Origin of the sequence: Vreelandella profundi (genome assembly GCF_019722725.1) — a bacterium.
GTDB lineage: Bacteria > Pseudomonadota > Gammaproteobacteria > Pseudomonadales > Halomonadaceae > Vreelandella > Vreelandella profundi.
The window spans coordinates 232,350-253,730 of sequence record NZ_CP077941.1 but is presented as its reverse complement, the minus strand read 5'-3'; the positions used below and the strand labels follow the sequence as shown (position 1 = coordinate 253,730).

Genomic DNA, 21,381 nt, shown 5'->3' with positions numbered 1-21,381 from the left:
ATACCTAGCGTAGACCCATCATCTCAGATTAGGGCTTCATATCTTCGAAGAAGCTTTTCACGCTATCGAAGAAGCCGCTTTTCTTAGGTGAATGGCTATGTCGGTTGCTGCCGTCGAAACTCTCTTGAAGCTGGCGCAGTAAATCACGCTGCTCATCGTTGAGTTTCACCGGTGTTTCCACGACCACTTTGCACAGCAGGTCGCCAGCGACGCCGCCACGTACCGGCTTAACGCCTTTACCGCGCAAGCGGAAAAGCTTTCCGGTTTGAGTCTCAGGCGGAATCTTCAGCTTCACACGACCATTGAGCGTCGGCACTTCAAGCTCGCCGCCTAGCGCAGCATCAACAAAGTTGATCGGCACTTCGCACTGTAGGTGCTTACCGTCACGTTGGAAGATATGGTGCGGCTTAATCGATACCTGAACGTAAAGATCGCCTGGCGGCCCACCGTTGACGCCGCTTTCGCCTTCGCTGTTTAAACGAATGCGGTCGCCGGTATCTACGCCGGGCGGAATCTTAACGGAGAGTGTCCGCGTTTCACGCACGCGCCCTTCGCTATTACATTTATGGCAGGGCACCTTGATGTGCTGACCAGAGCCGTGACACGTCGGGCACGTTTGCTGCACGGCAAAGAAGCCCTGCTGCATGCGCACCTGGCCGTGGCCATGACAGGTAGGGCACGTATCTTTAGAAGAACCGGGCTCAGCGCCACCGCCATCACAGCGATCACATTCAATATGACGCGGCACGCGAATATCGACCGTGGTGCCAGCCACCGCGCTTTCCAGGTCCAGCTCTAGGTTGTAGCGTAGGTCTGAACCGCGAGCAGGTGCGTTCGGGCCACGGCGACGACCACCGCCACCACCAAAGATATCGCCAAACACATCGCCAAAGATATCGCTGAAATCGCCGGCACCCGCACCCGCGCCGCCGAAACCGCCGCCCTGACCGTCAACGCCCGCATGGCCGAACTGGTCATAAGCAGCGCGCTTTTCGCCATCGCTGAGCACTTCATAGGCTTCAGACACCTCGCGGAATTTCTCTGCTGAGGTGTTATCGTCCGGATTTCTATCAGGGTGGAATTTTTGCGCCAGACGGCGATAGGCCTGCTTGATCTGTTTCTGATCGGCCCCTTTTTCAACACCCAGGACTTCGTAATAATCGCGTTTGGACATAGGCCCTACGCCTCCTGGTTAGCTGCGCATTTCACTGCGCCTTTTAACACACATTTAACGACGCGCGTCTTGGCTGCGGAAACAGCAACGCGGGAGTAGGCTCCCGCGTCACCGCACTGCTTGTCAGAAAGACGTTACTTACGGCTTTTTCTGATCGTCGTTAACTTCTTCATACTCGGCATCAACGACATCATCTTCCGGCTTGGTGCTGGCATTTTCAGCGCCTTCACCGCCCTCTTGCTGCGCCGCTTCTGCCTGCTCGGCGTACATCTTCTGAGCTAGCTGGCCAGAGGCTTCGGTCAGCGCATCCAGCTTCTTCTGAATGTTATCGACATCGTCGCCTTTGACGGCTTCTTCCAGCTCAGTGATAGCGGTCTCGATGGCCTGCTTCTCGTCATCAGTCGCTTTATCACCAGCTTCTTCCAACGTTTTGCGCGTGGCGTGAATCATGCCATCAGCCTGGTTGCGCAGCTGCACTAGCGTTTCGAACTTTTTGTCCTCTTCCGCGTGTGCTTCAGCGTCGCGCACCATTTGCTCGACTTCTTCATCTGACAAGCCGCTAGAGGCCTTGATAATGATGGACTGCTCTTTACCCGTCGCCTTGTCTTTCGCCGACACGTTGAGGATACCGTTAGCATCCAAGTCAAAAGCGACTTCGATCTGCGGCACGCCGCGCGGTGCAGGCGGAATGTCGGCAAGGTCAAAACGACCCAGCGATTTGTTCTGCGAGACCTGTTTACGCTCACCCTGCACGGCGTGAATAGTCACCGCCGTTTGGTTGTCATCCGCGGTCGAGAAGGTTTGCGTCTTCTTGGTCGGGATAGTGGTGTTCTTATCGATCAGCGGCGTCATTACGCCACCCAGGGTTTCGATACCCAGGGTCAGCGGCGTCACGTCAAGCAGCAGTACATCTTTAACGTCGCCGCCCAATACGCCGCCCTGAATCGCTGCACCTACGGCAACCGCTTCGTCAGGGTTAACGTCTTTGCGGGCTTCTTTACCAAAGAAGTCAGCGGCTTTCTTCTGCACCATCGGCATACGCGTCTGGCCACCGACCAAGATGACCTCGTCGATTTCAGAAGCGGACAAACCAGCGTCTTTCAGCGCCATTTTGCACGGCTCAAGCGAACGCTGAACCAGATCTTCTACCAGCGACTCAAGCTTAGCGCGTGTCACTTTAACGTTAAGGTGTTTCGGGCCGGTGTTATCAGCCGTGATGTACGGCAGGTTGACGTCGGTATGTTGCGCGCTAGACAGCTCAATTTTAGCTTTCTCAGCCGCTTCTTTCAGGCGCTGCATAGCGAGGTTGTCGCCGGAAAGATTAATACCGCTATCCGCTTTGAACTGGTCAACCAAGTAGTTAATCAGCGCCAAGTCGAAATCTTCGCCGCCCAGGAAGGTGTCGCCGTTGGTGGCCAACACTTCAAACTGAGTTTCGCCGTCAACATCAGCAATTTCGATGATAGAAATATCGAAAGTACCGCCACCCAGGTCATAAACCGCGATGGTTTTGTCGCCGCGCGATTTGTCCATACCGTAGGCCAGTGCGGCAGCGGTCGGCTCGTTGATAATGCGCTTAACGTCTAGACCCGCGATGCGGCCGGCATCTTTAGTCGCCTGGCGCTGGCTGTCGTTAAAGTAGGCCGGTACGGTAATAACCGCTTCGGTCACTGCTTCGCCCAGGTAGTCTTCGGCGGTCTTTTTCATTTTCTTCAGCACTTCCGCACTAACCTGCGGGGGTGCCATTTTTTTGCCTTTTACTTCAACCCACGCATCACCGTTGTCTGCTTCGGCGATTTTGTAAGGCACCATTTTGATGTCTTTCTGGACAACGTCGTCTTTAAAACGACGGCCAATCAGACGCTTAATGGCGTACAGCGTATTTTCTGGGTTGGTAACTGCTTGACGCTTGGCGGCCTGACCGACCAGCGTTTCACCATCGTCGGTATAGGCGATGATAGAAGGCGTAGTACGGCCGCCTTCAGCATTTTCAATAACTTTAGCGCTGTCACCATCAAGCACGGCCACACAAGAGTTGGTGGTGCCCAGGTCGATACCAATAATACGTCCCATAGCAATAACCTCGAATTTGGTAGTTATAAACAAAAAATTAAAACATAACTGCGGGTTTCCCCGCGGGGTTGCCCTATATCTGGGGGCCGCCGCTAGTTTTTCAAGGGGTTTTTTTCACACCTTGTGTCGCCAATTGCTTAATTGGCTTTCTGGCTCACGATGACCATCGCCGGGCGCACAAGGCGTCCGTTAAGCAAATAACCCTTCTGCATGACATCCATCACGGTATTAGGATCAAGCTCCGGATTGGGCACCATGGCCATCGCCTCATGCATCTGAGGGTCGAAAGGCTCGCCATGGGGCTCAATGCTCTCAACGCCAAACTTATTGAGCGCATCCAGCTGCATTCTTAACGTCATGGACACGCCTTCACGGTGCACATCAGATGCACCTTCTTCCATGTTTTCCAGCGCTTTCTCAAGGCTATCCACCACTGGCAGCAGCTCTTTGACAAATTTTTCGAGCGCGAACTTGCGGGCTTTGTCGGCTTCTTGCTCGGCACGACGACGAACGTTTTGCGCTTCGGCAGCGGCGCGCAGCGCCTGGTCTTTAGCCTCGGCTAAGCTTTGCTCTAGCTCATCGACCTTAGCGGCTAGCATTTCAGCTTCAGGGTTATCAAGACTGCCGTCTAACGGCTCTTCGTCGTTAATCAGCCCTTCCAGCTCGCCTTCCAGCAAGCGCTCTTCGGCGGCTTTTTCAGCCGCCTGTTCAGCGCCGTCTGCTTCATGCTCGTGGCGGTTCAGTTCGTCATCCAATGGAGTTTGCGGTTCTTTCGCCATGTTGTGCTCCTAAAAAGTAAGGCGCTTCTACACCGAGTTGCGCGCAAAGAGACAAGTTCATAATTAGCTATGCACGCTATATGGGGGCCATAAACGCCATCTCAAGAGGTGCATTGAAGTGAGTTATTAACTACTGTATAAATCAACAACTATTGGATAAGTATCCAGCTTCTGCGCCATACCGCCTCAGGAGGCGTCATGCTCACTCAGCTAGCTATTCAAGATTTCGCCATTGTCGATCACTTAGAGCTCGACTTAACCGGTGGCATGACTGCCATTACCGGGGAAACCGGGGCGGGCAAATCGATTCTCTTAGGCGCCCTCGGGCTGTGCCTGGGCGAACGTGCCGATGCTGGCAGCGTGCGCCACGGACGCGAACGCACCGACCTCTCTGCACGCTTTGACATTCAGCACCTGCCCGCCGCCATTGAGTGGCTAACCACACGCGACCTCCCTTCTGACGAGTGCTTGCTGCGTCGCGTTGTGACCGCCAGCGGTCGCTCCAAAGCATGGATCAATGGTCATCCCGCCACTATCTCGGATCTAAAATCGCTCGGCGAGCAGCTTATCCAAATACACGGACAGCACGCTCACCATGCGCTAATGCGCGAAGAGACGCATCTGGCTTTGCTGGATGATTATGCCGGATTAAATAGCGCAACCTCTCAATTAGCGGAGACGTTTCGTGAGTGGCGCAACGCGCGCCGCCAGCTTAAAAAACTCAGCGAAAAAGGCAGTGAAGTAGAGGCCAAACGCCAGCTACTGCGCTATCAAGTTGAAGAGCTCGACCAGCTGGCGTTAGCGGAAGGTGAGCTGGCAACCTTAGAAGAAGAGCAGCACACGCTCGCCCATGCCGAAGAAACCCTGCGCGAAACGCAATTTGCCGCCGACTGCTGCGCCGGTGATGAAAGCGGCGCGCTGTCATTGTTAAATCAAGCCTTCGCACATTTAAGCGCGCTGCCAGGCAGCGACAAAGGCACCTTGGCCAATACGCTCGCCATGCTCAGCGACGCGCGTATTCAGGTAGAAGAAGCGTCTAGCGAGCTAAATCGCCTCGCCAGCACCACCGAGCTAGACCCTGAACGGCTCGTCTGGGTCGAGGAAAGAATGACCGACGTCCATCGGATTGCCCGCAAACACCATGTTGCCCCTGAAGAGCTCTGCGCCCTGCATGCTGATTTACAGCGAGACGTTGCACAGCTCAATGAAGGTGGCAATGATCTTGAAGCCCTAAGCGCTCAAGTCGTCGAATATCGTGAGCGCTATCGCCTAGAAGCCAAGAAAATTAGCGATAGCCGTCAAAAAGCCGCGCTTCGCCTGGGCAAAGAGGTCCAGCAGCAGCTGGGCTACTTAGCCATGGGCAAAGCGCGCTTTGAAGTAGACGTCATTGCGAAAGACGCGCCCAGCCCAGAAGGCCTGGACCGCGTGCAGTTTTTGATCAGCGCCAACCCAGGCCAGCCCGCGAGACCGCTTACCAAAGTGGCCTCCGGTGGTGAGCTATCGCGGATTAGCTTGGCGATCCAAGTGGTTGCCGCAACGCACTCAACCGTGCCTAGCCTAGTGTTTGATGAAGTAGACGTAGGAATTTCGGGCGCCACCGCAGAAATTGTGGGTCAACTGCTGCGCAAGCTAGGCCAAAACGGCCAGGTAATGACTGTTACTCACCTGCCCCAGGTGGCGGCACAGGCGCATCAACACTTGCATATCGAAAAGCAGGCAAAACGCGACACCACTCTCACTCAAATGGCACTGCTCGATGAACGCGGCCGTATCAGCGAGCTAGCGCGCATGCTTGGCGGTGTCACGCTCTCTGATCAAACGCTCGCACACGCCCGCGAGATGCTTCACGCCAGCCAGCGTCCGCCGCACTAATTTTTTAAACCGGACGCATTTTTCAACATTAGCGCGACGCTTTACACAAACAATCTGCACAAACAATCTACACAAACAAGAAAGCGCCCTGCCTACTTGGCGAATTCCATGCTTAGGGAATTCGACCAAATAGGCAGGGCGCTTGTGCTTTCTCTTCACAAACAGATCCGACCTACGAATATTATTTTCTATTCGTCGGGCCACTGTCCTGGCGCGTTACGTCAGACCCGCGCGGGCGAACATAAAGCACCAGCGCATGATCTACTAACTCGTAGCCATGCTCTTCGGCAATCTCTTGCTGACGACGCTCAATGATTTCATCTACAAATTCAATGATTTCGCCGCTTTCAAGGCACACCATATGATCATGATGGTCCTCTTGAGTCATCTCAAATACCGCGTGGCCTCCGTCAAAATTATGACGAATAACCAAGCCCGCCGACTCAAATTGAGTCAATACGCGGTACACGGTTGCCAAGCCAACGTCTTCGCCCGCATCAATCAGTGTTTTGTACACTTCTTCAGCGCTGAGGTGGTGTTGGCCCGAAACATTTTCGAGAATTTGAAGTATCTTGACGCGCGGCAGGGTCACTTTCAGACCGGCTTTGCGTAATTCATGGTTCTGATCGGCCATGGTCGCTCTTCGCAGTAACAGGTTAGGTCGGGTATGATCAACCGAAACCACGATAGTGAAGAACAGGCCCAAATGCAAAAATTGACTCGAATCATCACACTTTCCGTCGCCCTTACCGTTGTTAGTGGCTGCAGCTACGTCGGCGTTTACAAGCGCGACATCCCCCAAGGCAACCTGGTCACCCAAGAGATGGTCAGCCAGCTTCAGCCGGGCATGACCCAAGAACAGGTAGTTTATGTGATGGGCAGACCCTTGCTGGAAGCGCCCTTCGACGCTAACCAATGGGACTATGTATACCGCGTAGACAAAGCCTATGGCGATGTCGAGCAGCGCCGCGTCACCCTTGCTTTCGATCCACAGGGCCGTCTAGCAAACATTGAGCAAGAAGGTGATTTGTCCAAAAAGCTGCCAATAGACGTGGAAAGCAACATGGGGCCCGCAACCGAAGGGTCTAACCCCATGCTTATGCAGCCTGATGAAAGCACGCCAAACGTAGCCCCCATAAGCACGCAGCCCGCCTCACCGCTTTGATGCGGGGATAGCGCCCTGGTCGCTCGCTTGGCGCTTTGCGCGCTCTAGGCGAGCCGCCTTAGGGTCGATCGCCAGTGGCCGATATACCTCGACCCGATCGCCCTCACGCAGGGCTTGGCTTTCGGGGCTGCGCAGCGCTTTACCGAAAATACCCAGCGGCGCTTGTGCGAACGTGTCGCTGGGCAGCTCGGGAAACAGCGCGGGCAAATCGGCACGCTCAACGGCTTGGCGCGCAGTGGTTCCCTCAGGCACCCGTAGAGCCACCAGGCGCTGCTTGTGCGGCAAGGCATAGGCTACTTCAACCGTGAGCGTTTCAGCGGCCATATAGCTCGTTAGCGCGCTTGGTGAAGGCATCAACGAGCTGCCCCGCTATTTGTTGAAAGATCTTTCCAAAGGCCATGCCTAAAAACCGGTTGGCAAATTCGAATTCCATTTCCAGGCTGACTTTACAGGCGCCCTCCCCCATAGGAGTAAACATCCAGCGACCTTTGAGCTGCTTAAACGGTCCTTTTACTAGCGACATTTCTATCCGCTCAGGCTCGAAAAGATCATTACGGGTGGTAATCGTTTGTTCAACACCGGCGCGACCAAGGGTCATTTCGCCGATGAGATGCACATCATCATGCTCTACCAGACGCGCTTGACGGCACCCTGGTAAAAACTCAGGGTAGCGCTCAAAGTCGTTGACTAGATCGAACATTTTCTGGGGGGTGTGCCGCACTAAGGCGGAACGATTGACGGTTGGCATTGACCTCTCCGCTGACTTCACAGTGCCCAAAGCGTATCATGGGAAATATTTTTCAGATCTTAAATGGTATCACGCCTCCCCCAATAACGAAGGGGATGCCACTGACAGATTAAATATGAGGTTCCATGGCCACTAAGAAAGGTAAAAGCAAAGTATCTGGCAGCGGCGTTATCGCCCAGAACAAGAAGGCGCGGTTTGAATACCATATCGACGAGACCTTCGAGGCAGGATTAGTGCTGGCTGGTTGGGAAGTCAAAAGCCTGCGCGCAGGAAAAGCCCAGCTCACCGACACCTACATCTTGGTGCGTAACGGCGAAGCGTTCCTATTGGGTAGCCATTTCATGCCGCTCAATACCACCAGCACTCACGAAATTGCTGACCCAACGCGTACCCGCAAACTGCTGCTGCATCGCAAAGAGATTGCCAAAATCTTTTCGATCACCCAGGACAAAGGCCACACCTGCGTGCCCTTAAAGCTTTACTGGACACGTAACAAGGTGAAGTGCGAACTGGCGCTCGTGACTGGTAAACAGCTGCACGACAAGCGCGCCACTGAAAAAGATCGCGACTGGAATCGTCAAAAAGGGCGAATCATGCGGGAACATACCAAGGCATAACTGGTCAATTGGAAGTGAGCACGTTAGAATGCTCACCTGTAATAAGGGGGCGACATGGTTTCGACGCCGGTGACAACCCTTGCGGTGCATGCCGAGAGCGTGATGTATCTCGTAAATCCCACATCACGAAAAAATAGTCGCAAATGACGAAAACTACGCTCAAGGCGCGCTAGCAGCTTAAACTGTTAGCTTCTTGTCTGGCCCCAAGGTGATGTGCCTATTCATCTCTGCGGGGATATGAGCCAAAGCTGATAGGACCGCGGCTGGTGGTGTCTTCTCGCCAACCGTTAAACTTTAGAAGGCTCGCGTTGCTGAATCCTGACCGTCGGAGTCAGTCGCGCTAAACTAAATGACGGAATCTAAGCATGTAGAGCCAATAGGCGCGTGCTGGCGGACGCGGGTTCAATTCCCGCCGCCTCCACCAGACACTCCTTCGACAAAAGCACCCTCGGGTGCTTTTTTTGTGCCTGTAGTTTGGGCATACAGAATAAAATGTAGACAAGCCGCGACCCTGACAATCCTGTCAAGCGACAGTGTGCCACTGAGTTAGCGCGCATTCTGGACAGGCCTGCGCACCTCAGAACTAATGGCCCTTGGGTGGGGATATCGACTGGCGACAAAAACGGCTACAAGCCTCCTTCACCCAGACACCCAGATGAGAGGCAGCAACTACCAAGACCACCGCCAGCACCCGCACAAGATCGACCTATTCCCGCGCGCCTGAGGCCTTGAAAAAAGACCCTCACACCAGCGGCCTCGTGTTAATTAACCCACGCACCGGCGAGCCGCAGACAGGCGGCTACAAGACGATACGCAAAACGCTATGGACCCACGTACTAAAGCGCCGGCGTCCGGCACCGGCGCCCCTACCAAACCCACCACACCTACTCAAGCATGATGGTCAGTGCAGGCGGGGCGCTAGCATGGGCATCTAAGCAGATGGGGCATGCTAGTGTGGTGACTACTGCAAGGATCTATGCAGGGTGGATACCCACCGCTACCAGCCAAGCTGGAATGCTAGCTACGGCAGCCTATTACGGAGTAAAATGAAAGGTAATATAGATGATACAAGCTGTATAAATACACAACATAAGGGAACCAATTACATTGTGCAGACGTAACATATACAGACAGCACCTAAGAATTAACGTAACTTATTTCGCATAACGTTCATTTTTGATGTAAAGTCTTTTTACACGGTCTGTGTAGCTTGAGTACCCGAAATGGTAGAAACTCGTTACGCAAATAGGTGTCGTAGCTGACGTAGATCAGCGTAACTTTAGAAGTTACCTATATCACTAAGGAGTCGTAATCATGAAAACCCTACCCAATTGCACAGCGTCTATCGCAAAAATTCTCGACGAAAATGATGGGCTGTAACATGCCATCATGCGTCTAATCAATTAGCTAAGCTAACAAGGAGGTGCCTCGGCACCTCCTTTTCGTTTCACAGAACCTTGCTTGGATATTTAAAGTGCCAGAATGGTTTAGCAATTTCATTGATTGGTTCACCGCAGCAAGGCTACAAGCAATCCTTACTGCTGTTGGGATAGCCATAGCTACTGCTTCAGTTATAAGCGTCAAAGCCACCGCAAAAAAAAAGCAAACCGCTGAATACTTAATGGAGCTACGCACTGACGCGCGCCTAGAAAAATGCATACAGCGATTGCGCCAATTGGATAGCTGTGAAAATACTAATATGCTCACTCTAGGCCTTGAAAACAAAGCTGATGATCAGGACGCTCAGGATTTACGCTACCTCCTTAACCATTTTGAAAGGCTTAGCGTTGGCATCCAGGAAAAGATCTATGATGAGAGAATGGTCAAAAAATCTCAATATTCAACGTTTGTAAAGACTTACGAACGTTCACAGCAGTTTATTAGAGGTGTACGCAAGACTTCACCTACGGCCTATCAAGAATTCGAATGGCTTAGTTTAAGATGGCAAAAAGCCCCCTTAAAAAGTAGAAATAAGTTATCGCCAGTCAACAGTTAGGCAAAAAATAGGTTAAGACATTAATATATAAGGAAAAAGTTAGGTTTCAATTCCCTCCACCTCCTACCTTAATTCAGATGCTTCCACATTGGTCTGAATGACACTGAAAAGCCCGCCCCGTGAACTGCCCCCCCATACAGCATTGCGCAGCTTGTATGCCTGTATGCATGCTTTGCGATATTGTGAGCCAGAGGCATTACAAGCATGCAACGCTCCCAGATTAAGCGCCGCCCGCTGGCTGACACCGGGGGTACGCAATACAACAACCCAACCCAACATAACCAACGGCGCAACCTGGCCATGCCCGGCAAGCTGCTGGCGTTACTGTAATTTTGTCACGGTTTAATGCAGATAATTGAGCAGCTTGGGCACTGCACTACCAGGGGCATGCAGCGATGCGGCAACAGACAGGGCACAAAATCTGCGGCTTGTTGGCCAGCCAGCACGAAGCGCCACAGCCCTTTTATTGCCAAACAAGGGCTTTATAAAATTGTCTTGGGAGCTTGATGCCACCATTGTAGCTTTTAAGCTACAATGAGCCGATGATAGAGCTTACGCACTACCTGACCGCTGACGGTCATGACCCATTCCAGGCATGGTTGAGCGCCGTAAAAGCTAAAGACAGAATGGCCGCAATGCGAGTGTTGACACGCCTTAACCGACTAGCCGCAGGCAATGCAGGCGATGCCAAAGCGGTGGGCGATGGTGTGCTAGAGCTACGGATTGATTACGGGCCGGGCTACCGCGTTTATTACGCCAAGGTAGGCCGCCGTATGGTGATGTTATTAGCCGGGGGAACCAAGAAACGCCAGCAAGCCGACATAGAGCAAGCCAAGGCGTTTTTAATCGACCACCGAAGGAGAGCACGGACATGAAAAGCCACGATACTGCTGTTGTCGATATGCTGCGCGACGATCCCAATATGGCGCTGGACTATTTGCGCATCGCCTTTGATGAACTGGACGAAGAGGGAGGCGAATCGGCCTTTCTCATGGCGCTACGCCATGTTGTTGAAGCCCAAGGTGGTGTGGCCGCTATTGCGGAACGTGCCAAGGTGTCACGCGAAAGCTTGTACCGGGCACTATCCCCTAAGGGCAATCCAACGTTACGAACGATGACCGCCGTTATCAAAGCAACAGGCATTCACTTTCACGACCTGACGCACCATAACCCAGAGCCAATAGCAGGATAAAAGGCGGCCACTCATTGAGAAAAACTCTTCTCAATGCCGTACTTGGGCTCAAAGCACGGGTTAAACATAGTAGCGCCCTAAAGAAGGGGCATAATTGGGGGCACTTTTGAAACCGTATAACTTTGCACGGAACGCCGCCTCCACCAGACACTCCTTCAACAAAGCACCCTCGGGTGCTTTTGTCGCTTCTGAGAATCATCATCCACCACGCTGAAGCACTCACTCAGTGCGAGCAGCTTAGATCCCCTTCCTCGCAACTAGCGTACTCATGCAGCCTTTCTATGCGTGCCGCAGTCACCTTTTCAAGGCATCCATTGCGTACCATCGGCTGTGCGCTACCACCCTCAACGGCGCTGCTTTCAAATGCGCACTCAGCGTCGCGGAAACCAATCCATGCTCGCTGCGCAGTCCTCAGCTTTTCTAACGCGGGCGCATTATCTTTCAGCTGGCTAACAAGCATCTGGTAGGACTCATTCAGCTCCGTATCGGCTGCTCCATAGGCTTGCGCCGAGCACTCGGTCATTTCCAGCTGCGTGGTAGGGCTCTCGCACCCTTCGCTGGCCGTCGCGAAACCGCTTGCGATCAATAAGCCCATACCAAGAAAGAGTGGCGATAAACGCATAGTGATACCCCTTATGTCTGATCATAAATAAAATGAATGCTAGCCAAGTCAAGGCATCGACCTCAGCACTTTATCAATTCTAATCTTAGAGGAGCGGCATTGCAGAATGGAAAAGAAATTATTTTTAGATACACACAAACGCATCGGGCCCCACCGAAGTGGGGCCCGATTATCGAATCTAAAAGATTCGAACACTTACATAATCACTAGCTAGCTAGGATTAAGAAAGCAGCTTGATGTTTGAAGCTTGAAGGCCTTTCTGACCCTGGGTAACGTCAAAAGAAACGTTAGCACCTTCTGGAAGGGTTTTGAAGCCATCAGACTGAATTTCAGAAAAATGAGCAAAAACGTCGTCACTGCCGTCAGACGGAGCAATGAAACCAAAACCTTTAGAATCGTTGAACCACTTAACTGTGCCAGTTGCCATGTTATAAATCCTTTTCGCAATTTGCGAATTGTAAAAATCCTGGTATTACCCAGATAAATAGTGAGTAGAACAAGGAATACAATTACAGACTACCGAAAGAATTCGAATGTTTCTGGAACCATGCTGCTTGCTAACTTACTGCGCATACCTTGCCACGGATATCCAGCTAGGTCAAAGCCTTTCAGCTTTTTCTTTCTGACGACAGCAGCAAAAAAGAGCAAAGACATAAAAATAGCAGTAATCTTGCCAGTGAGCCGGGCACTATTAATCCGATCGCCTAGCGCGTTTTACTGACCCGACGAACCCCGCGTCATTCGCGGTCGGGGAGGTACTCAGGAAGAGGTCTTGAACATGCTATATGGACTTAGTTTGTTAGCAGGCATTGTGCTACTTACCCTAGGAGGGGAATCGCTTATTCGCGGCGCGGTGGCAGGCGCTAGAAGAGTGGGTGTCTCGCCCTTACTGACAGGGCTTGTCGTGGTGGGCTTTGGCACCTCGGCGCCTGAGCTGGTCGTTTCTATCCATGCCGCTATGAACCAGCAGCCGGACATTGCTATTGGCAACATAGTAGGCAGTAACATTGGCAATATTTTATTGATTTTAGGGTTGTGCGCGGTGATCTGCCCGATGGTCGTGCAGCCTTTGGCGCTGCGCCGTGATGGGCTGGTCGTTGTTTTGGCCAGCCTGCTGTTTATAGCGCTTTCGTTTAGCGGGGCATTAGGGCGCGTTGATGCCGGGATTTTTCTTGCCGGCCTCGTCTGCTATCTCGTTTGGGCCTACGTAAGCGAAAGCCGCCAGCATGTTCCGGCGACCGAGATGCATACCTCCGAAGCGGAGGAAATGACGAAGCTGCCCACCACCGGCTGGATGATGGCCCTAGCGCTGATTGTCGGCTTAGGCATGCTGATTGGTGGCTCGCAGTTACTCCTTTATGGCGCCATTGGTTTGGCCCAGGCCATGGGGATTTCTGAGGCGGTGATCGGCCTAACCATCGTCGCCGTGGGTACTTCGCTACCGGAAATGGCGGTATCCGTGATTGCAGCGCTACGGCGTCATGCCGACGTTGCCGTTGGGAATATTCTTGGCAGCAACATTTTCAACCTGCTTGGTATCTTAGGTATCTCAGCGTTCTTACAGCCGCTTACACTGGCGCCGCGCGTGGCGATGTTCGATCAGTGGGTCATGCTGGGCGCTGCAGGCCTGTTGGTACTGTTTTTGTATACCGGCATGCGCCTATCCCGCTGGGAAGGCGCTGCCCTACTGGCAGGCTATGCCGCTTATTTAGCGCTAAGCTTTACTATCTTCTAAGGGCATCTGCTCGCTGATTGCACTGAGCCAAAAGCACCCTGTGCTTTTGGCTTATTCATTTAAGCAACTTTTCACAGAGAACTATTAACGTGCGAATCGCGACGCTAGGGCCGAGTGGTAACAATCACGAACTGATTGCCAAACGCTATCTTAAGATGCGCTGCTCAGACGCGGGTAGCGTGGTTCTTTTTACGCAGTTTGAAGACGCATTCCAAGCGCTTATGACGGGGCAAGCAAGCCACGTACTGCAATGCACCGCCCATGCGGCGCACAGCGATTGCGTCGGCCGCTACATGCACCGAGCCTATCCCGTGGACACCTTTATTGCCGGCAGTAAACCCCTGGCGCTGCTAGCACAGCGCGCTATTGCTCAGCCCGCCCACGTCGCGCTGCAGCCAGCAACGCGCTATTACGCAGATTTAAGTAGCTATCCAGCCATCATTGAGACGCCTACTACCGTCGCGGTAGCAGAAGGTTTGTTGGACGGCCGCTTTGAAGCAGGCATCTGTGCCGAAGAAGTACTAGCGCTGGCACCTGAGCAACTGCGTATTGTGCAGTTACTTGGCCCTGCGCTAGATACCTGGGTGATGTTTGCGAATAGCCCCCTGCCCGCCTCTTCACCGCTGCGGCTAGATCACAAAGATGGTGATGATTCCCGCTGCGACTAACGCCACGCGATGCCACACCGCTTTGCGTGCGATAACGCCAAACGAAATGGCCGTTAACCCAATCGCCACTTTCAGCGCGTAAAGCAGGGCGCCCGAAGGGTTAAAGGCTAGCTGGATGATCTCTGGATTGGCGACCATCGCCAACGGAATGATATACAGCCCAATACCCAGCGCCATCGCCTTAAACGCCACTTTGAGCCAGTTCTCGCCCACCATGCCTGCGGCAATAAACACGCCCCCGCACACCGGCGGCGTAATGGTTGAGAGCAGCGCATACCAAAACACGAAAAGATGCGCCAAGAGCGGCTCTAAACCCAAAGAGGTGAGCGCAGGCCCGGCAACCGAAACACAAATTACGTAGGCCGCCGTGGTCGGCACTTCCATGCCCAGAATCAAACACGCCAACGCCGTCAAAAGCAGCGCCGGCCACAGGGCGTCGTTGGAGAGCGACAAAATACCCGAGGTAATTTTAACGCCTAACCCCGTCAGCGACAGTACTCCAACTACCAGCGACGCACACAGAATAATGGCGCCTATCACCGCGATCTGACGTCCGGCGGTAACCGCCGCTTCCGCTAAGCGATGCGCAAAATCAGGCAGCGAAAAGCGTAGTTTGACATTGAACAACAGCAGCGCAACACCTGCAAAAATCGCGATACTGGCCGCGTACTGCGGGGTATAGCCACCGTGAAAAATGCGCTCTAACAGCAGTACAAACGGTATCGCGAAAAACAGTGAGGTAATCAGCACCTCTTTGGCATGGGGCCGTTCACTCTCAGCGACTGGCTGTAAATCATGCCGAGTCGCATACGCATTAATGCCCACCCAAACGGTCAGAAAATACAGCACCGCCGGCAGCATGGCTGCGGCCATAATCTGCGTGTAGGGCGTACCCGTAAGTTCCACCATCACAAATGCACCCGCGCCCATCAGCGGTGGCATAATCTGCCCGCCGGAAGAGGCAACCGCTTCCACCGCACCGGCCAGCGAACGTGGATAACGTAAACGCACCATCGAAGGAATGGTGATCGCACCGGTCGAGGCCACGTTGGCCGAGGCTGAACCAGAGATGGACCCCATCAATGCCGATGAAATCACCGCCACTTTGGCAGCTCCGCCCGTTAGGCGGCCCGCCACGGCGCTGGCTAAATTCATAAAGCCCTGCCCAGCTTCACCCGCATTGAGCACAGCGCCAAAAATCACAAAAATGGCGACAACGCTGACGCTCACGCCGGTTAATGACCCCCACAGCCCGCCTTCGGCAATGGTCAGCGTGCCGACCATGCTCTGCAGCGGCATACCTGGGTGCCCAAAGGCACCGGGCACATACTGGCCAAAGGCTCCGTACATCAGTGCCAGCAAGGCCACTAGCGGCAGCGGCCAGCCAATCGCCCGGCGGGCAGCCTCAAGCGCCAGCGCGATTAAAAACACACCTATCGCCATCTGTAGATGCGTATCGATAAAGCCATACTGGTTGGCCAACGCCGCTTCGTTAAAGGCGATATAGCTGCACGCCGCAATGCCCAGCAGTGTTAAAAGCCAACCGCTGGTGCGCTGAGCCGGCGTTTTCGCCATAAAGATCAACACCCACGGCAACAGCAGCGCCATGTGCAGCGGCCGGCTCACCAGCGCAGGCGTTAAGCCGTAAAAAATCAGCCCTAGGTGGAACACAACGCTGACCGCACCAAGCGCTATCCAGCCAGATGCTATAGCGTTGTCCGCTGCGGAGGGCGTCGCTGCTTGCGACGAAAAGGAAAAACGCATGCCAAGTTGCCTATTAATACAGCACTGCCACGGCACAAGCGCCGTGGCAGTGGAAAGAGGAACGAAAGGGTCTATCGAAAAGGGCTATCAAACAGCGTTAGCGCAGGGCATCCGGTATATCGATACCCGCTTCATCGTAATAACGCAATGCACCGGGGTGAAGCTTACCTAGCATATTTTCGAGCATGCCCGGGGTAATGCTGCTCCACCAGGCGGCCTCTTCGGCCATGGCATCGCGACGCTCCCAGAACGTCTTCGTCAGCAGGTACGCGGTGTCGTCATCCATCTGCGTGGTGGTATAGGCAATGACCGGCAGTGACGTCGTTTCAACATCTTGCTCCACGCCGGGGTAAGTGCCGCCCGGAATGGTTTGACGCGGCGCACCGGTCTGTTCGATTTGCTCGTCGGTCAGGCTTACCATAGACACCGGCATGCTGGCAGCCGTCTCAATCACGTTGGGGGACGGGAAGGAACTAGCGGTCACAAAACCGTCAATCTGGCCATTTTTAAGCGCATCAGGGCCACTACCAATAGCAGCATCGGCAATTTGAACGTCGTCTGCCAGGCCGAACAGCTCAAGATAACGCGCCGCCTCACGGGCACCAAACGTGCCTTTGCCAATCAACAGATGCTTACCTTCCAGGGCGGAAATATCGGTGACGCCTTCATCACCCGCAAGTACAAAGTGCATGGTAATAGACGGGATCGGGAATAAGCCGCGTATCTCTTGGAAGCGAGGGTTCTGCCGCTCAGCAAAGGGGCCTTCGCCCGTCATCGCCTGTTCGACTAGCGCGGGAGGAGTCGTGAAAACGTAGTTACCCTGACGGGCCATGACTTCCATTACATTTTGTACGGAGCCTTGGCTTTCTTCCAGCGTAAGAATAATGTCGTCATCCGTGCCCTGGCGAATCGCCTCAGAAAGCTCTACGCCCATCTGGTAATAGGCGGTCCCTGCAGAAGCCGACTTATAGGTAACACGCGTTTCGGCATGGGCGGAAAACGCGGCACTGGCTAGGGCTAATGTCGCTACTGACATGCCAAGCGTGCGGTGCAGGGAGCGAAATGGGTTGCGCATTATTTTATTCCTCAACGTGTCCAGTAGCCGCTTTCTAGCCGGCCTCATTTTTATCTTACCAAGCCGTGAGCGTGGCGCGCCTCAAAATAGCACGACTGCGCTTAATCGGGCACTCCCCCTGGCGAATGTCCTCCAACGCCATCGGCTATCAAACCACCTCATCCGTTGCTGCGCGCCGCGTTTTAAAAATGCCATTAGCAAAACCAGCTGAAAAATAAAATTTATTTAATTTAACTATTAACACTTAGTATAATGCTTATAAAATAATGAATTACTTTACTGAACCATTACTTCTGAAGTTACCATTACCTAAAAGATTAATTTACTAAAAAAAGACCCGATTCTTTTAATAACGTCGACTTTCGTTCGCTTTTATAACGTATTGCGCCGCAACACAGGCTGATAACATGGAGTCCCTTTTAAACAAATTCTAATAACTTAACCATGGGAAAAACCTCACATGCCTACGTTGAGCAAACCCTTTTGCCAGCCACGATTACATCGTTGCTGGCTTTTTTCGTTAGCAGCCTTACTGTTATGCATCAGTCCTAGCGCTTTTGCAGTCACCGGTGAATTAGATTTAACCACGTCGCTCGTGGGCTTTTTAGCCGTCGCTATTTTTGTCTTGGCATATGCGTTAGTCATGGCAGAAGAAAAGATTCATATGCGCAAATCAAAACCCGTATTAGTCGCTGCCGGCATTATTTGGGGGCTTATCGGCTGGGTGTATGTGCAAAATGGCATGTCTGAGGCATCAGAATACGCGTTTAGAATGACGCTGTTAGAGTTCACCGAGCTGATGCTGTTCTTACTGGTGGCGATGACGTATATCAATGCGATGGAAGAGCGCCACGTGTTTGATGCGCTGCGGTCATGGATGCTGCGTAAAGGCTTCAACTACCGCACTCTTTTTTGGCTGACGGGTGGCCTTGCTTTCGTGCTTTCACCCATTGCCGATAACCTTACTACCGCATTGCTCATGTGCGCCGTCGTGACAAAAGTCGCCGAAGGTGATCAGCGTTTTATTAACATGGCCTGTATCAATATTGTGGTTGCCGCCAATGCAGGCGGCGCCTTTAGTCCCTTCGGCGATATAACCACGCTAATGGTGTGGCAAGCAGGCATGGTCGCGTTTCAAGACTTCTTCATTCTATTTATTCCGGCTCTAGTCAACTTCTTGATTCCCGCCACCATCATGAGTCTATTTATTAAGGATGAAAAACCCGCCAGCGTTCATGAAGACATATGGATGAAGCGCGGTGCACGGCGCATCGTGGCGCTGTTTTTATTGACCATTATCACCGCGGTACTCTGCCATGTAGTGCTTCACCTGCCGCCAGTGCTGGGCATGATGACCGGCCTGGGCTATTTGCAATTCTTTGGCTATTACCTGCGCCGTAGCTTGCCTCGCTCACTACAGCGCAAGCGTGAGATTTACAGCCGGGAAGGCGACAACCGTAAGTTGGCACAGTTGGGTAGCGTGGTGCCATTCGATGTTTTTAATCGCGTGGCGCGCGCCGAGTGGGACACGCTCCTGTTCTTCTATGGAGTTGTCATGTGCGTGGGCGGGCTAGGCTTTATGGGCTATCTCGGCCTGCTGTCAGAAGCGCTATATACCGGCTGGAATCCTACCGCAGCCAACATTACGCTAGGCGTTGTCTCCGCGGTGATCGACAACATTCCGGTAATGTTTGCCGTGCTCACCATGGATCCCGACATGTCCCACGGCCAATGGCTGCTTATCACCTTAACCGCGGGGGTTGGCGGCAGCCTGCTATCGATTGGCTCAGCGGCCGGCGTGGCAGTAATGGGGCAGGCACGAGGGTCATATACGTTTATGGGGCATTTACGCTGGTCGCCGGTGATCCTGCTCGGCTATATCGTTAGTATCTTGGTTCACATGTGGATCAATGCTGATAGCTTCGTGCTTTTCAATTAATCCACGTTAGCGGCCCAAGCAGCGTTAAGCCCATGGCGGCGAATCACTGGCCCGGCATAGTGAGCGGGCCGGCTCGCGCCACCACCCGCTGCCACGCCGCATCTTGCTCAATGCGCGACACAAAGGCGTCAATAGCCGGATATTTCTCCAGCGACTGAGTGGCAGCAACGGCCTGCAGCGGGAAGCTCATTTGAATATCGGCACCGCTCGGCCATGGCCCGCCAAAATTACCGTGCGTCGATAAGTGTTGGTTAATAACGCTGAGATGCTGCTTAATCTGAGGCGCCAGGAAGCGCTTGCTCACCGTATCGCTAATGCCTTTTGCCAGCGGTTTTATCAGCCACGGCGACTGCTTGGGAATCTGACCAAACACAAGCTGCATCACCAGCAGCGGCATCAACGAGCCTTCGGCATAATGCAGCCAGTAGCGATAGTCTACCCACGCATGCATATCGTCCTGGTCAGGCTGCAGCCGTCCTTGCCCATAGCGCTGCAATAGATAATCAATGATAGCTCCCGACTCGGCCACGGTCAGATCACCATCGGTAATCACCGGCGACTTACCCAGCGGGTGAATTTTTTTCAGTGATGCTGGCGCCTGCTGTGTCTTCTCATCGCGCTGGTAAACCACCAGCTCGTAGTCCAATTCCAGGGCTTCGAGTAGCCACAGAATACGATGAGAGCGCGATTTTTCCAGATGGTGAACGTGAATCATAAATACTCCTTGGGACTGAGTTAACCGCACGCATTGCACCAGCGACAGCGATCCTTTTCTGCCAGTATATTTCTGCTAGTACATCGCGCTTATTGCTTGAAACCACGACTATCAAGGTCAGCCTACATAGAACCTGTTGACCAAGACTAGCACCATCTCAGCGATACCCAGCATTATTATGATCGAGACGTTTGACGCCAGCGCGCCAGCATATCCAGCGGTGACCATTTGCCCTGCAGCCAGGGCGCTAATAAGCGCATAGACAGCGGAATAAATACAAACACCATGACAGGCGTCAGCATTAAGGTGCTCACCACTACCCGCGGCACTAGCGCCCACTCGGCTAATACGCCGCCAAATAAAAATTGAAACAGCAGCGAGATAGGGAAAAACGCCAGCCAGACAGCCACCGCCTGTTTCCAGCGTGGCGGTATGCTGCTAACGCTAGTTTGAAACCAAGTATCCAGCCCTGTAGCGCGATGTTCATGGGGCGCCTCATAGAGCCCTGCCCCGCGTTCTAGCCACGCATAGCGTGAAGCGGAGTGCTCCCAGGCTGCTAAGGTCTCGCTGCTGCTAAAGCGAAATATGATCTGATATTCATCATCGTCAACCGGTGGCGCCAATACGCCAGAGCCAAGATAGCCTGCAAAATCAGCCGCTAGCTCCCGCCCTTCGTTAAGCCAATGATTAAAATCGAAATAGCGGCCGCGCTCGACGCGCCGAGCCACCATTAATGTGACAGGTGAGGCAGACATGGTATATCTCCTAATGTGCTGACAGCGCAGGCCGGGTAGGCAGACTGTTTGCTTTCAAGCGGGTAAGCCTGAAAGTCCAAGAAACACATTATACAAGCAATGTTAATGCCATGTTATGCCTGTTTGAGTATTACCATTGAGAATCTGCGAGTAGAACGATTAGCCTGATCGCGCAATGCGCGACACCTAACGATAGATGCGCGATAGCTATCTATAGATGTTTGATGGAAAACGTTTAACGTCTGTTTAAGGGGGAAATACTTATAAAGCGGCCCTGCTCAGAAAAACTTAAGCGATAGATGCCACGTATACCGTCACGATTGATCACTCTGCGAATCGCCTCAGCGGGAAATATTACCCAGCGGCCATCTACACTTCGGGTACGCACATTGGCAATGCGCCCCTCGTAGTGGGCTAGACACTCGTCATAATTGAGATTGATGACCACATCAATGGTTGGCATAGTGCAGCGCTGTGGTTAATGTATGAATT

23 protein-coding genes and 1 other RNA gene are annotated in these 21,381 nt (G+C 53.1%); 11 read left to right on the top strand and 13 right to left on the bottom strand.

Translation table 11 applies throughout. The features are described from left to right. Positions 1-28 precede the first annotated feature (28 nt). The 3 genes from dnaJ to grpE all read right to left on the bottom strand — a co-directional run bounded on the left by dnaJ (position 29) and on the right by grpE (position 4,026). Positions 29-1,174, bottom strand: a complete 1,146-nt coding sequence (dnaJ, locus tag KUO20_RS01215; protein WP_235041116.1) for a molecular chaperone DnaJ — start codon at positions 1,172-1,174, stop codon at positions 29-31. A 138-nt stretch (positions 1,175-1,312) separates the two neighbouring features. Then, a complete protein-coding gene (gene dnaK / locus KUO20_RS01210; protein WP_235041115.1) occupies positions 1,313-3,247 on the bottom strand; it encodes a molecular chaperone DnaK in 1,935 nt (644 codons plus the stop codon). 137 nt (positions 3,248-3,384) lie between these two features. Continuing rightward, positions 3,385-4,026, bottom strand: a complete 642-nt coding sequence (grpE, locus tag KUO20_RS01205) for a nucleotide exchange factor GrpE (protein ID WP_235041114.1) — start codon at positions 4,024-4,026, stop codon at positions 3,385-3,387. A 198-nt stretch (positions 4,027-4,224) separates the two neighbouring features. On the opposite strand from grpE, the gene recN reads away from it, so the two are divergent. Then, positions 4,225-5,898: a DNA repair protein RecN gene (recN, locus tag KUO20_RS01200; RefSeq protein ID WP_235041113.1), complete on the top strand. Its 1,674-nt coding sequence runs from the start codon at positions 4,225-4,227 to the stop codon at positions 5,896-5,898. A 181-nt stretch (positions 5,899-6,079) separates the two neighbouring features. On the opposite strand, the gene fur is transcribed toward recN, so the two are convergent. After that, positions 6,080-6,532 (bottom strand): ferric iron uptake transcriptional regulator, encoded by a 453-nt coding sequence (gene fur / locus KUO20_RS01195; RefSeq protein WP_096276274.1) that lies wholly within the window; start codon positions 6,530-6,532, stop codon positions 6,080-6,082. Between the two features lie 72 nt (positions 6,533-6,604). Here fur and KUO20_RS01190 point away from each other — a divergent pair, with 72 nt between their 5' ends. Next, on the top strand, positions 6,605-7,063 hold the full coding sequence (locus KUO20_RS01190) for an outer membrane protein assembly factor BamE (protein ID WP_235042393.1): 459 nt from the start codon (positions 6,605-6,607) through the stop codon (positions 7,061-7,063). Here KUO20_RS01190 and KUO20_RS01185 read toward each other — a convergent pair. Both KUO20_RS01185 and KUO20_RS01180 read right to left on the bottom strand, forming a co-directional pair. Next, a complete protein-coding gene (locus KUO20_RS01185) occupies positions 7,052-7,387 on the bottom strand; it encodes an RnfH family protein (RefSeq protein WP_235041112.1) in 336 nt (111 codons plus the stop codon). The two genes, KUO20_RS01190 and KUO20_RS01185, sit on opposite strands and share 12 nt — an antisense overlap. After that, entirely contained in the window at positions 7,377-7,811 is a 435-nt protein-coding gene (locus KUO20_RS01180; protein ID WP_235041111.1) for a type II toxin-antitoxin system RatA family toxin, read from the bottom strand. Before KUO20_RS01180 ends, KUO20_RS01185 begins: the two co-directional genes overlap by 11 nt. 125 nt (positions 7,812-7,936) lie before the next feature. Here KUO20_RS01180 and smpB point away from each other — a divergent pair, with 125 nt between their 5' ends. The 6 genes from smpB (at position 7,937) to KUO20_RS01155 (ending at position 11,616) form a co-directional block, all read left to right on the top strand. Further along, positions 7,937-8,428 carry an SsrA-binding protein SmpB gene (gene smpB / locus KUO20_RS01175; RefSeq protein WP_235041110.1) on the top strand — a complete coding sequence of 164 codons (492 nt, stop codon included), beginning with the start codon at positions 7,937-7,939 and terminating at the stop codon, positions 8,426-8,428. A gap of 45 nt (positions 8,429-8,473) precedes the next feature. After that, positions 8,474-8,852, top strand: a transfer-messenger RNA (tmRNA) gene (ssrA, locus tag KUO20_RS01170). Between the two features lie 1,050 nt (positions 8,853-9,902). Continuing rightward, positions 9,903-10,424 carry a DUF4760 domain-containing protein gene (locus tag KUO20_RS01165; protein ID WP_235041109.1) on the top strand — a complete coding sequence of 174 codons (522 nt, stop codon included), beginning with the start codon at positions 9,903-9,905 and terminating at the stop codon, positions 10,422-10,424. A gap of 204 nt (positions 10,425-10,628) precedes the next feature. Beyond that, complete coding sequence (locus tag KUO20_RS16755; RefSeq protein ID WP_273543244.1) at positions 10,629-10,754, top strand: hypothetical protein; 126 nt, start codon at positions 10,629-10,631, stop codon at positions 10,752-10,754. A gap of 212 nt (positions 10,755-10,966) precedes the next feature. After that, positions 10,967-11,299 carry a type II toxin-antitoxin system RelE/ParE family toxin gene (locus tag KUO20_RS01160; protein WP_235041108.1) on the top strand — a complete coding sequence of 111 codons (333 nt, stop codon included), beginning with the start codon at positions 10,967-10,969 and terminating at the stop codon, positions 11,297-11,299. Beyond that, positions 11,296-11,616, top strand: a complete 321-nt coding sequence (locus KUO20_RS01155; protein ID WP_235041107.1) for an addiction module antidote protein — start codon at positions 11,296-11,298, stop codon at positions 11,614-11,616. The genes KUO20_RS01160 and KUO20_RS01155 overlap by 4 nt, the downstream gene beginning before the upstream one ends. A gap of 223 nt (positions 11,617-11,839) precedes the next feature. On the opposite strand, the gene KUO20_RS01150 is transcribed toward KUO20_RS01155, so the two are convergent. Beyond that, complete coding sequence (locus tag KUO20_RS01150; RefSeq protein WP_235041106.1) at positions 11,840-12,238, bottom strand: lysozyme inhibitor LprI family protein; 399 nt, start codon at positions 12,236-12,238, stop codon at positions 11,840-11,842. A 220-nt stretch (positions 12,239-12,458) separates the two neighbouring features. Then, complete coding sequence (locus KUO20_RS01145; protein WP_007111857.1) at positions 12,459-12,665, bottom strand: cold-shock protein; 207 nt, start codon at positions 12,663-12,665, stop codon at positions 12,459-12,461. 351 nt (positions 12,666-13,016) lie between these two features. Between KUO20_RS01145 and KUO20_RS01140 the strand changes: the two genes are divergently transcribed. Together KUO20_RS01140 and KUO20_RS01135 are read left to right on the top strand one after the other, a co-directional pair. After that, complete coding sequence (locus KUO20_RS01140; protein WP_235041105.1) at positions 13,017-13,973, top strand: calcium/sodium antiporter; 957 nt, start codon at positions 13,017-13,019, stop codon at positions 13,971-13,973. Positions 13,974-14,062: 89 nt separating this feature from the next. Next, entirely contained in the window at positions 14,063-14,641 is a 579-nt protein-coding gene (locus KUO20_RS01135; protein ID WP_235041104.1) for a hypothetical protein, read from the top strand. On the opposite strand, the gene KUO20_RS01130 is transcribed toward KUO20_RS01135, so the two are convergent. Beyond that, positions 14,603-16,405: a TRAP transporter permease gene (locus tag KUO20_RS01130; protein WP_235041103.1), complete on the bottom strand. Its 1,803-nt coding sequence runs from the start codon at positions 16,403-16,405 to the stop codon at positions 14,603-14,605. The genes KUO20_RS01135 and KUO20_RS01130 overlap by 39 nt on opposite strands. Positions 16,406-16,502: 97 nt before the next feature. Continuing rightward, the gene (locus KUO20_RS01125) at positions 16,503-17,480 is read right to left on the bottom strand and encodes a TAXI family TRAP transporter solute-binding subunit (RefSeq protein WP_235041102.1); all 978 of its coding nucleotides are present in this window, start codon (positions 17,478-17,480) and stop codon (positions 16,503-16,505) included. 460 nt (positions 17,481-17,940) lie between these two features. On the opposite strand from KUO20_RS01125, the gene nhaD reads away from it, so the two are divergent. Then, on the top strand, positions 17,941-19,419 hold the full coding sequence (gene nhaD / locus KUO20_RS01120; RefSeq protein ID WP_235041101.1) for a sodium:proton antiporter NhaD: 1,479 nt from the start codon (positions 17,941-17,943) through the stop codon (positions 19,417-19,419). A 43-nt stretch (positions 19,420-19,462) separates the two neighbouring features. Here nhaD and KUO20_RS01115 read toward each other — a convergent pair whose 3' ends face one another. The 3 genes from KUO20_RS01115 to KUO20_RS01105 form a co-directional block, all read right to left on the bottom strand. Beyond that, positions 19,463-20,134, bottom strand: coding sequence for a glutathione S-transferase (locus KUO20_RS01115; protein ID WP_235041100.1), 672 nt, complete (start codon positions 20,132-20,134; stop codon positions 19,463-19,465). A gap of 176 nt (positions 20,135-20,310) precedes the next feature. Continuing rightward, on the bottom strand, positions 20,311-20,889 hold the full coding sequence (locus tag KUO20_RS01110) for a putative antibiotic biosynthesis monooxygenase (RefSeq protein ID WP_235041099.1): 579 nt from the start codon (positions 20,887-20,889) through the stop codon (positions 20,311-20,313). Positions 20,890-21,124: 235 nt separating this feature from the next. Beyond that, positions 21,125-21,352 (bottom strand): DUF2835 family protein, encoded by a 228-nt coding sequence (locus KUO20_RS01105; RefSeq protein WP_235041098.1) that lies wholly within the window; start codon positions 21,350-21,352, stop codon positions 21,125-21,127. Positions 21,353-21,381: the final 29 nt, after the last annotated feature.